The organism is Kitasatospora putterlickiae, assembly GCF_039527695.1.
Lineage (GTDB): Bacteria > Actinomycetota > Actinomycetes > Streptomycetales > Streptomycetaceae > Kitasatospora > Kitasatospora putterlickiae.
In genome coordinates, this window is the sequence record NZ_BAAAKJ010000019.1 from 15,124 (window position 1) to 27,997 (window position 12,874).

Annotated in this window: 8 protein-coding genes; 6 read left to right on the forward strand and 2 right to left on the reverse strand. The window is 71.6% G+C overall.

Annotated elements, in window-relative coordinates; translation table 11 throughout:
• The first annotated feature begins 36 nt into the window (after window positions 1-36).
• The 6 genes from ABD308_RS02065 to ABD308_RS02090 are packed head-to-tail and all read left to right on the forward strand — an operon-like array spanning window position 37 to window position 6,293.
• On the forward strand, window positions 37-1,251 hold the full coding sequence (locus tag ABD308_RS02065) for a 4-hydroxybenzoate 3-monooxygenase (RefSeq protein WP_344324541.1): 1,215 nt from the start codon (window positions 37-39) through the stop codon (window positions 1,249-1,251).
• A 60-nt stretch (window positions 1,252-1,311) separates the two neighbouring features.
• Window positions 1,312-2,334 (forward strand): amidohydrolase family protein, encoded by a 1,023-nt coding sequence (locus tag ABD308_RS02070; RefSeq protein ID WP_344324544.1) that lies wholly within the window; start codon window positions 1,312-1,314, stop codon window positions 2,332-2,334.
• 17 nt (window positions 2,335-2,351) lie between these two features.
• On the forward strand, window positions 2,352-3,041 hold the full coding sequence (gene ligK / locus ABD308_RS02075) for a 4-carboxy-4-hydroxy-2-oxoadipate aldolase/oxaloacetate decarboxylase (protein WP_344324546.1): 690 nt from the start codon (window positions 2,352-2,354) through the stop codon (window positions 3,039-3,041).
• Window positions 3,042-3,044: 3 nt separating this feature from the next.
• Window positions 3,045-3,998, forward strand: coding sequence for an amidohydrolase family protein (locus tag ABD308_RS02080; RefSeq protein WP_344324549.1), 954 nt, complete (start codon window positions 3,045-3,047; stop codon window positions 3,996-3,998).
• Between the two features lie 14 nt (window positions 3,999-4,012).
• On the forward strand, window positions 4,013-5,320 hold the full coding sequence (ligA, locus tag ABD308_RS02085) for a protocatechuate 4,5-dioxygenase subunit alpha (RefSeq protein WP_344324552.1): 1,308 nt from the start codon (window positions 4,013-4,015) through the stop codon (window positions 5,318-5,320).
• A gap of 1 nt (window position 5,321) precedes the next feature.
• Window positions 5,322-6,293, forward strand: a complete 972-nt coding sequence (locus tag ABD308_RS02090) for a Gfo/Idh/MocA family oxidoreductase (RefSeq protein ID WP_344324554.1) — start codon at window positions 5,322-5,324, stop codon at window positions 6,291-6,293.
• Between the two features lie 107 nt (window positions 6,294-6,400).
• On the opposite strand, the gene ABD308_RS02095 is transcribed toward ABD308_RS02090, so the two are convergent.
• The gene (locus ABD308_RS02095) at window positions 6,401-11,803 is read right to left on the reverse strand and encodes a COG1361 S-layer family protein (protein WP_344324557.1); all 5,403 of its coding nucleotides are present in this window, start codon (window positions 11,801-11,803) and stop codon (window positions 6,401-6,403) included.
• A gap of 374 nt (window positions 11,804-12,177) precedes the next feature.
• Window positions 12,178-12,852, reverse strand: a complete 675-nt coding sequence (locus ABD308_RS02100; RefSeq protein ID WP_344324560.1) for a TetR/AcrR family transcriptional regulator — start codon at window positions 12,850-12,852, stop codon at window positions 12,178-12,180.
• Window positions 12,853-12,874 lie beyond the last annotated feature (22 nt).

Genomic DNA, 12,874 nt, shown 5'->3' on the forward strand with positions numbered 1-12,874 from the left:
CGGGGCGTTCGAGATCGCAGTCGCTCAGGAGGCGCCATGGCCGAAACCGTCATCGACACCGTCACCTCGGTTCCCGTAGCCGTCGTCGGAGCCGGTCCCGCGGGCCTGATGCTCGCGCACCTGCTGGGGCGCGCGGGGGTCGAGACGGTCGTGGTCGACACCCGCACCAGGCGCGAGATCGAGACGACGCAGCGCGCCGGCATCCTTGAGGCCGACGTGGCCCGGGACCTGGTCGAGACCGGGGTCTCCGAACGGATCCTGCGCGACGGTTACGAGCACGAGGGCGTCGAGCTGCGGTTCGGCGGCCGGGCGCACCGGATCGACTTCAAGGCGCTGGTCGGCGCGGCGGTGTGGCTCTATCCGCAGACCGACGTGTTCATCGACCTGGCCGACGCGCGCGACCGGGACGGCGGGACGGTCCACTTCGGCGTCACGGACACCGAAGTGCTCGACGTCACCACCGACGCGCCCCGGGTCCGCTACACCGCGGCCGACGGGACCCGGCACGAGATCCGGGCACGGTACGTCGTCGGCGCCGACGGGTCACGCGGCATGTGCCGCGACCTGGTGCCCGAGGACCGGCGCGTGCGCTACGGCAAGGAGTACCCCTTCGCCTGGTTCGGCATCCTGGCCGAGGCCCCGATGAGCGCGCCCGAGCTGATCTACGCCCACTCGGAGCACGGGTTCGCGCTGATCAGCCAGCGCAGCGAGGCCGTGCAGCGGATGTACTTCCAGTGCCGCCCCGACGAGTCCGTCGACGCCTGGTCCGACGACCGGGTCTGGGACACGCTCCAGGCCAGGGTGGCCGGCGAGGACGGCTTCCGCCTCAAGGAGGGCCGCGTCTTCGAGAAGACCGTGCTGCGGTTCCGCTCCTTCGTGCAGGAGCCGATGCGCTGGGGCTCGCTGGTGCTCGCGGGCGACGCCGCGCACACCGTGCCGCCGACCGGCGCCCGCGGGCTCAACCTCGCGCTCCACGACGTGAAGGTGCTCGCCGAGGTCCTCCTGCGGGCGCTCGGCGAAGCGGGGGACACCGCGCTGGACGACTACCAGCCGCGCGCCCTGCAACGGGTCTGGCGGGCACAGAGCTTCTCCTTCTGGATGACCCGGCTGCTGCACACCGCGCCCGACGGCACGCCGTACGACCTCCGGCGCCAACTCGGCGAGCTCGACAACGTGGTGGGCACCCGTGCGGGCCGCACCTACCTCGCGGAGCAGTACACCGGCTGGCCCACCGCCCGCGCCGAGCACTGACCGCGCCGAGCACTGACCGCGCCCAGCACCGACCCCCAGACGGCCACCAGGAGAGAACGCATGATCATCGACTGCCACGGTCACTTCACCACCGCGCCACCGCAGCTGGCGCGGTGGCGGGACCGGCAGATCGCGGCCGTCGGCGACCCCGCCAACGCGCCCGACCCCGACCACCTGGTCATCACCGACGACGACCTGCGCCAGGCGATCGAGGGCAACCAGCTGCGGCTCATGGACGAGCGCGGCACCGACCTGACGGTCTTCTCGCCGCGCGCCAGCTTCATGGCCCACCACATCGGCGACTTCGAGGTCTCCTCCGTGTGGGCGCGGATCTGCAACGACCTGGTCCACCGGGTCGCCACGCTCTACCCCGACCGCTTCGCGACGGGCGCCATGCTGCCGCAGTCGCCGGGCGTCGATCCCGCGACCTGCCTGCCCGAACTGCGCCGTGCCGTGGAGGAGCTCGGCGCGGTGACGGTCAACCTCAATCCCGATCCGTCGGGGGGCCGGTGGACCGCGCCGCCGCTGACCGACCGCGGCTGGTACCCGATCTACGAGGCGATGGTCGAGTACGACATCCCCGCGATGATCCACGTCAGCACGTCCTGCAACCCGGCGTTCCACACCACCGGCGCCCACTACCTCAACGCCGACACGACGGCGTTCATGCAGCTGATCCAGGGCGACCTGTTCGCCGACTTCCCGACGCTGAGGTTCGTGATCCCGCACGGCGGCGGGGCGGTGCCCTACCACTGGGGCCGGTTCCGCGGCCTGGCGATGGCACTGGGCAGGCCCGACCCCGAGGCGCTGCTGGACAACGTCTTCTTCGACACCTGCGTGTACCACCAGGCGGGCGTCGACCTGCTCACCCAGGTGGTCCCCAGCAGGTCCCTCCTGTTCGCCAGCGAAATGATCGGCGCGGTGCGCGACGTCGACCCCCGGACCGGCCACCACTTCGACGACACGAAGCGGTACGTGGAGGCGACCCCGCACCTCTCCGGCCAGGAGCGCGCCGCCGTGTACGCCGGCAACGCCCTTCGCGTCTACCCCCGACTCGCCGCGCGCCTTACCGCCGGCCGCTGACCCGAGGAGAACAGAGCATGGAACACACCGAGATCGGCGTCGTCCGCACGGCGATCACCCGCGCCGACCCCGAGGCCGTCGCCGCGCTGTCCGCGTTCGGCGTGGCGACGATCCACGAGGCCATGGGCCGCACCGGGCTGACGCGCCCCTACCTGCGTCCGGTGTACCCGAAGGCACGCCTGTGCGGCACGGCCGTGACCGTGCTGCTGCAGCCCGGCGACAACTGGATGCTGCACGTCGCCGCGGAGCAGATCCGCCCGGGCGACGTGGTCGTCGCGGCCTGCACCACCGAGAGCGAGGACGGCTTCTTCGGCGAGCTGCTCGCCACGTCGTTCCGTGCCCGCGGCTGCGGCGGCCTGGTCATCGACGGCGGCGTGCGCGACGTGGCCGACCTGGAGCGGATGGACTTCCCGGTCTTCTCCCGGGCGGTCAACGCCAAGGGCACGGTCAAGGCCACGCTCGGCTCGGTCAACGTGCCGGTGGTCTGCGGCAACGCCCTGGTGCGCCCCGGCGACGTGGTCGTGGCCGACGGTGACGGCGTCGTCGTGGTGCCGCGCGAGCGGGCCGCCGAGGTCGCCGAGGCCTCGGCCGCGCGCGAGGCGGCCGAGGAGGGCAAGCGCGCGCGGTTCCGCGCGGGCGAGCTCGGGCTGGACGTCTACGGCATGCGCGGCCCGCTGGCCGGGCTCGGACTGCGTTACGAGGACTGAGACATGACCACGAACCCGACCGCCGCGTTCGAGAAGACCCCCGGCTGGCTGGACTGGTACGCGGGCCCGAGCCGCCCGCGGTTCCGGCCGCCCGAGGGCGCCGTCGACGCGCACTGCCACGTCTTCGGGCCGGGGGAGGAGTTCCCGTACGCGCCCGAGCGCAAGTACACCCCCTGTGACGCCTCCAAGGACCAGCTCTTCGCCCTGCGCGACCACCTGGGCTTCACCCGGAACGTGGTGGTCCAGGCGACCTGCCACGGCGCCGACAACAGCGCCATGGTCGACGCCCTGCGGGCCTCCGGGGGCCGGGCCCGCGGCGTGGCGACCGTCCGCCCCGGCGTCTCCGCCGCGGAACTGCGGGACCTGCACGAGGCGGGGGTCCGCGGGGTGCGGTTCAACTTCGTCAAGCGGCTCGTCGACGCGGCGCCGCGGCAGGACCTGCGGGACGTCGTCGAGCGGATCAGGCCGCTCGGCTGGCACGTCGTCGTCTACTTCGAGGCCGGCGACCTCGCCGAGCTGCGCGAGTTCCTGCTGTCGATCCCGGTGCCGCTGGTCATCGACCACATGGGCCGGCCCGACGTCGGCAAGGACCCGGACGGCCCGGAGTTCGAGGCGTTCCTCGACTTCATGCGGGCCAGGGACGACATCTGGTGCAAGGTGAGCTGCCCGGAGCGGCTGTCGGTGAGCGGCCCCGCCGCCCTGGACGGCGAGCGACGGGCCTACCGGGACGTCGTCCCGTTCGCCCGCCGCGTGGTCGAGGAGTTCCCCGACCGGGTGCTGTGGGGCACCGACTGGCCGCACCCGAACCTCACCGACCACATGCCCGACGACGGCCTGCTCGTCGACTTCGTCCCGCACATCGCGCCGACGCCCGCGCTCCAGCAGGCGCTCCTGGTCGACAACCCCGTGCGCCTGTACTGGCCGGACGCCGACCTCACCGCCCCTGACCGCCCATGATTGGAGGCACCACCGTGGCGCTGGACAAGAGCTACAAGCTGGTCCCCGGGACGACGATCTTCGACGCCGAGCAGTCCGCCAAGGGCTACCACCTCAACCAGTTCTGCATGTCGCTGATGACGGCGGAGAACCGCGAGAGCTACCTCGCCGACGAGCGCGCCTACCTGGACGCGTGGCCGCTGCGGGAGGAGCAGAAGCGGGCGCTGCTCGACCGCGACCTCAACGCCGCGATCCGCGAGGGCGGCAACATCTACTTCCTGGCCAAGTGGGGTGCGACGCTCGGGCTGTCGTTCCAGCAGATGGCCGGGTCGATGACCGGCATGACCGAGCAGGACTACCGCGACATGATGGTCGGCGGTGGCCGCTCCATCGCCGGCAACCGGATCGACCACGCCGTCCTCGAAGCGGCGCACACCGACCGGCGTGCGCCGAAGGGACGGGCCACCGTCACCGGCGCGGTGTTCACCTCGCACGTGCCGGCGATCGGCGCGGCGATGGACCACCACAAGACCGACGAGCCCTACTGGCGGCCGGTCTTCGAGGGCTACGAGTTCTCCAAGCGGTGGGAGCGGGAGAACCTCCCCGACGTGATCGTCCTGGTCTACAACGACCACGCCTCCACCTTCGACCTGTCGCTGGTCCCGACCTTCGTGCTCGGCACCGGTGCGGCCTACCCCACCGCCGACGAGGGCTACGGGCCCCGGCCGGTCCCCGGCATCGAGGGCGATCCGGAGCTGGCCGCGCACATCGCGCACACGCTGATCCAGGACGACTTCGACCTCACCCTCGCCAACGAGATGACCGTCGACCACGGGCTGACCGTCCCGCTGTCGCTGATGTTCGGCGACGTCGAGCGGTGGCCGTGCAAGGTGATCCCGTTCCACGTCAACGTGGTGCAGTACCCGGTGCCCTCGGGCGCGCGGTGCTTCAAGCTCGGCCAGGCGCTGCGCAGGGCGATCGAGTCCTACGACAGGCCGCTGAAGGTCCAGGTGTGGGGCACCGGCGGGATGAGCCACCAGTTGCAGGGCCCGCGCGCCGGTCTGATCAACCGGGAATGGGACAACGCGTTCCTGGACCGGCTGGTCGCGGACCCGGAGGGCCTGTCCCGGGTGCCGCACCTGGAGTACGTCGAGGAGGCCGGCTCGGAGGGCATCGAGCTGGTCATGTGGCTGATCGCCCGCGGGGCGATGAGCGACGTCGACGGATCCGGCAGGACCGAGGTCAAGCACCGCTTCTACCACGTACCGGCGTCCAACACGGCCGTCGGCCACCTGATCCTTGAGAACCACCCGCGGGGCGAGACGCCCGGCGCGAAGGAGTGACATGACTGACGAGCAGACCGTCCGGATCGCCCTGGTCGGCGGCGGTGCCTTCGGCGCCAAGCACGCGGCCGCGCTGCGGCGGATCGAGGGCGTCGAGGTGACCGCCGTCGTGAGCAGCACGCTCGAACGGGCCCGGAGGTTCGCCGAGGAGCAGGGCGCGGGCCGCGCCGTCGCGAGCCTTGAGGAGGCGCTGGCGGCGGACGACGTCGACGCCGTCATCCTCGCCACGCCCACCCCGATGCACGCCGCTCAGACGCTCGCCTGCCTGGAGGCGGGCAAGCACGTCCAGGTCGAGATCCCCCTGGCGGCGTCGCTGGAGGACGCCGAGGCGTGCCACGCGGCGCAGCGGCGCACCGGTCTGGTCGCCATGGTGGGGCACACCCGGCGCTTCAACCCCAGCCACCAGTGGGTGCGGCAGCGGATCCAGGCCGGGGACTACCGGATCCAGCAGATGGACGTGCAGACCTACTTCTTCCGCCGGGAGAACCTCAACGCGCTCGGCCAGCCGCGTTCCTGGACCGACCACCTGCTGTGGCACCACGCCGCGCACACCGTCGACCTGTTCGCCTACCAGACCGGGTCGCCGATCGTGCAGGCCAACGCGATCCAGGGGCCGATCCACCCCGAGCTCGGGATCGCGATGGACCTGTCCGTCCAACTGCGCGCGGAGAACGGGGCGATCTGCACGCTGTCGCTCTCGTTCAACAACGACGGGCCGCTGGGCACCTTCTTCCGCTACATCGGCGACACCGGCACCTACATCGCGCGCTACGACGACCTGGTGACCGGGAAGGACGAGCCGATCGATGTGAGCGGGGTCGACGTCTCGATGGACGGCATCGAGCTGCAGGACCGCGAGTTCGTCGCCGCCATCCGTGAGGGTCGCGAGCCGAACTCGTCGATCGCCCAGGTGCTGAACTGCTACCGGACGCTGGCCGACCTGGAGCGGCAGCTCGCGGCCGCCGCGTCGTAGCCGGGGTACGAAGCCGGGTACGAAGCGGGCCCGGGCCGCCGCGCGATGCGGTGGCCCGGGCCCTTCGTCGTCCCTTCGGCGGGGCGCCGGTCAGGTGGCCGGGTCGGTCAGTGGTCGCGCCGCCGACGCTTGCTGAGGCCGAGGGCGAGCGCGCCGAGGATCAGCAGCAGGCCGCCGACGCCGGTCGCGGTGAGGGCGATGGTGCCGGTGCGGGCGAGGACGCCGGACGGGCCGGACGGCTCGGGGCCCGCCGGGCCGCTCGGGCCGCCGAGCGCCGCGGGGGCGTCGTCGGGCTCGACCTTCACGCTGGCGGAGGCCTCGGGGGAGGTGAGCGGGGTGTCGCCGGCCCTTCCGGTGGCGGTGGCGGTGTTGACGACCTTGCCGCGTTCGGCGTCCTGGGCGGTGATGGTGTGCGGCCTGGTGGTGCACGTCATCGTTTCGCCGGGGGCGAGGCCGGACCTGGGGCAGCTCACGTCACCGGCGGTGGGGTCGTTGACCTTGATGTCGGTGATGGTGAGGGTGCCCTGGTTGGTGACGGTGAGCCTCCAGTCGATGCGGTCGCCGGTGTCGGTCCTTCCGTTGGTGTCGGTGACCTCGGCGGTCTTGGCGAGGCCGAGCAGGCCCTTCCCGTTGGAGGGGATGGTGACGTCGGAGGGCGGGGAGACCGGAGGCTCACCCGTGGGCGGGGTGCCGGTGGCGGTGGCCGTGTTCTTGACGGTTCCGGTGTCGACGTCGGCCTGGGTGACGGTGTAGGTGGCGGTGCAGGTGACGGTGGCACCGGGTGCGAGCGAGGCCGTGCCGTTCGGGCAGGTGATCGGGTCGAGCTTGCCGTGGCCGGTGAACTCGCCCTCGTTGACGGTGATGTCCTTCAGCGTCACGTTGCCGGTGTTGGTGACGGCGAAGGTGTAGGTGGTCTTCTCGCCGGCGACCAGCTTGCCGGGCTTCTGGGTCTGGGCCGACTTGACGAGGCTGATAGCCGGCTTGGGCGGCTGCGGCACCTCCACGTCGGACGGGGGTGACACCGGGGGCTCACCGCGGGGCGGGGTGCCGGTGGCGGTCGCGGTGTTCTTGACGGTTCCGGTGTCGACGTCGGCCTGGGTGACCGTGTAGGTGGCGGTGCAGGTGACGGTGGCGCCGGGTGCGAGCGAGGCCGCCTCGTTGGGGCAGGTGATCGGGTCGAGCCTGCCGTGGCCGGTGAACTGGCCCTCGTTGACGGTGATGTCCTTCAGCGTCACGTTGCCGGTGTTGCGCACCGCGAAGCTGTAGGTGATCTTCTCGTCGGCGACCAGTTTGTCGCTCTGGCCGGTGGCGGCGGATTTGACCAGCGAGACACCGGGCTGGTCGGTCGTGGTCGCCGTCGTCTCGGACGGGGGCGACACCGGGGGCTCGCCCTTCGGGGGAGTGCCGGTGGCGGTGGCGGTGTTCTTCACCGAGCCGGCGTCCACGTCGGCCTGGGTGACGGTGTAGGCGGCGGTGCAGAGCACGGTGGCGCCGGGCGCCAGGGAGGCGGCCTCCTTCGGACAGACGACGGGGTCGACCTTGCCGCTACCGGTGAACGCGACCTCGTCGACCTTGACGTTCTTGAGGGTGACGTTGCCGGTGTTGGTGACGGCGAACGAGTAGGTGATCCGCTCACCGGCGACCAGGGTGCCGGTGGAGGAGGACTTCACGAGCGCCACCGCCGGCTTCTCCGGCGCCGGGACGATCGCCTCGGTGGGCGGGGAGACCGGCGGCTCGCCGCGCGGCGGGGTGCCGGTGCTGGTGGCGGTGTTCTTGACGGAGCCGGCGTCCATGTCGGCCTGGGTGACGGTGTAGGTGGCGGTGCAGGTCACCGTCGCGCCGGGGGCGAGGGTGGCGGCCTCGGCGGTCGGGCAGGTGACCGGGGAGAGGGTGCCGCTGCCGGTGAACGTGCCCTCGGCGACCTTGACGTCCTTCAACGTCACGTTGCCGGTGTTCTTGACCTCGAACGTGTAGACGACCTCCTCACCCGCGACCAGCGTGCCGGTCGAGGCCGACTTCACCAGGGACAGGGCGGGCTGGTCGGTCGCGGTGACCGTCACGTCGGACGGGGGCGACACCGGAGGCTCGCCCTTCGGGGGAGTGCCGGTGCTGGTGGCGGTGTTCTTGACGGAGCCGGCGTCCATGTCGGCCTGGGTGACGGTGTAGGTGGCGGTGCAGGTCACCGTCGCGCCGGGGGCGAGGGTGGCGGCTTCGGCGGTCGGGCAGGTGACCGGGGAGAGGGTGCCGCTGCCGGTGAACGCGCCCTCGGAGACCTTCACGTCCTTGAGCGTGACGTTGCCGGTGTTCTTGACCTCGAACGTGTAGGTGATCGGCTCACCGGCGACGAGCGTGCCGGTCGAGGCCGACTTCACCAGCGACACCGCCGGCGTCTCCGGCACCGGAACGTCGCTGCGGCAGGCGGGGTCGGTGTTGCCCGGGACGCAGCTGCCGCCCGACCCGGGGGGACTGGTGACCGTGTTGTGGAGCAGGCGGTCGCCGTTGTCGGGGGAGTTGACGGTCACGCTGTAGGTGATCGTCGCGGAGGCTCCCGTGGCCAGCGGGCCGGACCAGGTGAGGGAGGGCGCGGTGTAGTGGACGGATCCGGCGGTGGCCGAGGCGTTGTCGTTGTAGCCGGCGTCGTCGAGCACGCCGCTCAGGTCGTCGGTGAACGCGGCCGGATCCGCGGCGGTGTAGTCCGCCGCCCCGGTGTTGGTGACCTTCAGCGTGTAGGTCACGGTGTCACCGAGGTCGGCCGTCGGCTGCGACGCCGTCTTCACCAGCGAGAACGCCCGCGCCGGTATCTGGACGCGGCAGGCGGGGTCGGTCGAGCCGGGCGCGCAGTTGCCTCCCGAGCCGGGTGGCGTGACCACGGTGTTGTCCAGCTTCCGGTCACCGGTGTCGGGATCGTCGACCTTCACCGAGTAGGTCACCGTGACGGTGCCGCCCACCGGCAGCGGGCCGGACCAGGACAACGTGGGCGCCGCGTAGGTCACCGCGCCGCCGGTCGCCGACGCGTCGTGGTTGTAGACGGCGTCGTCGAGGACGGCGCTCAGGTCGTCGGTGAACGAGGCCGGGGCGGCGGCGGTGTAGTCGGCGGCGCCGGTGTTGGTGACCGTGATCGTGTAGTCGACCTTCTCGCCGGCCGTCACCTTGGTGGTCGGAGTCGTCTTCACGACCCGCAGGGACTGCACGGGGACGTCAACGGCGCAGTCCTCGTCCGTGGAGGCCGCGGCGCAGTTCGATGCGACTCCTGGCGGGGTGACGACCCGGTTCGTCATCAGGTGACCGCCGAGGTCGGGGTCGTTGACCTTCACCGTGTACGTGATGGTGGCCGTGGCGCCCGCCGCGAGGGGGCCGGACCAGCTGATCACCTTCCCGGCCTGGTCGTACGTGGCGCTTCCGGCCGACGCTTGCAGGCTCGCGGGGTCGAAGGAGGAGTCGCCTAGGACCTTGGTGACGCTGTCGCTGAGCGAGGCCGGGGCGGCGGCGACGTAGTCCTGGGTGCCGGTGTTGGCGACCTTGATCGTGTAGGTCACCGGGTCGCCGGGTCTGGCGGTTGCGGGGTTGGCGGTCTTGGTGAGGTGCAGCATGCACTGCTCGGCCGACGGGGCCACGTTGAAGGTCACCGCGCCCGAGGTCTGGCCCGGCGCGTCACTCGTGCCGCCGGCCGTGGTGACGGCGGTGGCGGTGTTGGTGACCGGGGCCGACTGCTGGCAGGACACCGGCGGCAGGACCGTCCGGTAGCAGACCTGCACGCTGTCGCCGACCCACGTCACCTTGACCTTCGCGGCGTTGACCGCGGCCTCGCTGGTCACCGCGGTCAGGCTGACCGTGGCGGTGAGCGAGGCGGTGTCGCCGGAGACGGGTATCGAGGAGATGTCGATGGACTGCGGGCCGGACTTCGGGAAGGGCACGTCGGCCCAGCCCGGCACGGGGGCGCCGTCGGCCCCGGTCAGCGTCAGCGTGGCGCCGTGGTACTGCGAGCCGTCCAGGCCCGGCAGCGAAACGGTTCCCCACGCGGTGGTGTGCCCGGACTTCCCGTCGCAGTAGTAGACGTCCGGGGTCAGCTGCACGCTCCTGGTGGCGGCGGCGCAGGGAGCGCCGGTCTCGGCGTTGAAGATGCTGATCCGCGCGCTGTCACCGTTCGAGGCCATGCAGCCGGGCAGGTTCGCCAGGGCGCGCACGGTGTAGCTGCGCGGGTTCGGGGGGTGCGTGGTGAAGGCTGCGCAGGGCTGGACCTTGCCGGCGACCAGCGGCTGGGCGAAGTCGTAGCAGTCCACCACGTTGCTGTTGCCGGTGTAGTACTTCGTCCCGATCAGCGTGCCGGTGCCGTAGCCCTGGCCGCTCGCGCCGAAGGAGTAGATCCGCTGGCTCCACGGGTTCGCGAGCGCCGTGCCGGTGGGCGTGTAGCAGGCCGAGCCGTAGACTGCACAGGCCCCGAGGAAGGTGCCGCTCGACGAGACGACCGGGAACACCTCGCTGCTGAAGCCAACGGGTTGCGGAGCACCGGTCGCGATCGGGAAGCCCGCGCACACCTGGTGGGTCACGGTGTCGAAGCACGACAGGTTGTCGCTGGTGCGCGCGGCGTTGACGTAGGTGACGTACACGTAGCGGCCGTACGTGCCCACCTCGTAGCCCGGTGCGCCGCCGATGATCTCGCCGCCCGTGACGTTGACGGAACCGCACGCGGTGCCGCCCGGCGTGACGCAGTCCAGGTTGCCCGCGATGTCGATGTAGTAGTGGTTGCCGTCGGCCGCCGCGATGCCGTCGCCTGCGAGGATGTAGCCGGCGACCGGTGCCGTGCCGAGCTTGAGGTAGCCGCAGCTGACCCGGGCGTCCAGGTCCAGGCACTGCATGCCGAAGTCGGTGTTCACCGCCACCGGCCAGTACAGCTTGCCGTTGGCGATGAACGAACCGTTCACGTGCATGGTCCAGTAGCCGACGGTTCCCGTCCCCAGCGGCGTTCCGGCCTTCGGGTCCACGTAGGAGGAGAACGCGGGCCAGCCCGGGCAGACCGCGCCGGCCAGCGTCGCGCAGAACACGGACGTCCGCGAGTTGTTGTGGTGGAAGACGGTGTAGATGTTGTTCTTGTACCCGTCGACCGAGTAGCCGTCACCGCCGGGGGTGTTGAAGACGACGGGCTGCGAGCTGAAGACGGGCGACGCGGCCGAGGTCGTCCCCTGGAGGACGGGCCCCTTCGCCGCCAGCGTGCCGCCCGCCACCGAGCCGGTGAAACCGGGCGGCAGCTGCAGGGAGTTGTCGACGTAGGCCTGCCCGCCGGTGATCGGGTCGGTGATCGACACGTCGGCGTCCGTGGTCGTGCTGTTCTTGTAGTCCAGCACCCACTTGACGGTGTCCCCGGGCCGGGCCGACCCCGCGGTCGTGGCGGTCGCCGTCGACGGGTTGGTGAGGTCGATTCCCGTCTTCGAGAAGGTCGACAGCGGCGCCGCCTCGGCGGCCGGCGCCGTGTTGAGGCCGCTCAGCCCGAACCCGGTGAAGGCCACGAGCATGCCGACCAGGACACAGAGCAACCGTGACGGCCGACGCCTTCTCCGTCTGCCGGCCCCCGACTTCGTCCGGCGTGGGCGATCCAGCCTGCGCAGCGTCATGTGTCTTCCCCTCTGGGCGGGTGGCCGGTGCCCATCGGCGTGCGCCGGGGCGGCCTGATCGCACTGATGTATCACAGATGGGGAGCACTTCATATGATTGGCGTAAAGAGTCCGATATGAGGTGATCGACCTGCAATCAAGCCGTGGGGTCGCGGCTGGCCAGGAGGGTCCCCGATCGGTGCTCGATGGTGGCGGTGCAGGGGGGCGCCCCCCCGGGGGGCGGACCGCCGGGGCGTCAGGAAGCCGGTGCGCGGGCCAGGAAGCCGGTGCGCGGGTCAGACGGCGGGCGCGCGGGTCAGCAGGTCGGACCGGCGGTCGGTGGGGACGGAGTCGGCGATCAGGTTGTCGAGGTGGCGGAGGAGCCGCTCGGGGATGCCCGCGTCGCCGAGGTAACGGGCGTGCAGCTGAAGGCCGTCCCACAGGGCCGTCAGCAGGGCGGCCTCCGTCTCGGGATCGAGCCCGGGGTGCAGGAAGCCCCGCTGTTGCAGGGAGGCGATCTCGGTGGAGAGCGTGTCGAGGACGCGGGTGTAGCGGGTGGCGAAGAAGGCGTGGGCGGGGTGGCCGGGGTCGGTGGCCTCGCAGAGCATGGCCGAGTAGAGGGCCACGGGTTCCGGGTGGGCCTCGTTGTGCAGGGCCCGCCGGTAGACGTTGTACACCTTGTCGTAGCTGGTGACGGGTGTGATGTAGGCGGTGTCGGCCTGGCGGTCACGGCGGTTGAGGACCGCCTCCAGCAGGGCTTCCTTGGAGTCGAAGTAGTAGAGCAGCGTGCCGTGCGTCAGATCCAGGTCGCCGGCGAGCCCGCGCAGGCTCGTCGCCTGGAACCCCTGGCGGGCGAAGGCGCGCGCGGCGGCGTCGATGATCTCGTCGGTGCGGTCGGCGGGGGCGGTGGCCGCCGGAGGTTCACCGGCCCGGCCCTCGGCCCGGGCCGAGCGGCCGCACGCGATCGTCACGGCCTACACGGTGTGCGGGGAG

What these genes read in the sequence shown, in the direction of transcription:
- ABD308_RS02090 (WP_344324554.1), top strand. Translation starts at nt 5,322, where the DNA reads ATGACTGACGAGCAGACCGTCCGGATCGCCCTGGTCGGCGGCGGTGCC.
- ligK (WP_344324546.1), top strand. Translation starts at nt 2,352, where the DNA reads ATGGAACACACCGAGATCGGCGTCGTCCGCACGGCGATCACCCGCGCC.
- ABD308_RS02070 (WP_344324544.1), top strand. Translation starts at nt 1,312, where the DNA reads ATGATCATCGACTGCCACGGTCACTTCACCACCGCGCCACCGCAGCTG.
- ABD308_RS02080 (WP_344324549.1), top strand. Translation starts at nt 3,045, where the DNA reads ATGACCACGAACCCGACCGCCGCGTTCGAGAAGACCCCCGGCTGGCTG.
- ABD308_RS02095 (WP_344324557.1), bottom strand. Translation starts at nt 11,803, where the DNA reads ATGCTCGTGGCCTTCACCGGGTTCGGGCTGAGCGGCCTCAACACGGCG.
- ABD308_RS02065 (WP_344324541.1), top strand. Translation starts at nt 37, where the DNA reads ATGGCCGAAACCGTCATCGACACCGTCACCTCGGTTCCCGTAGCCGTC.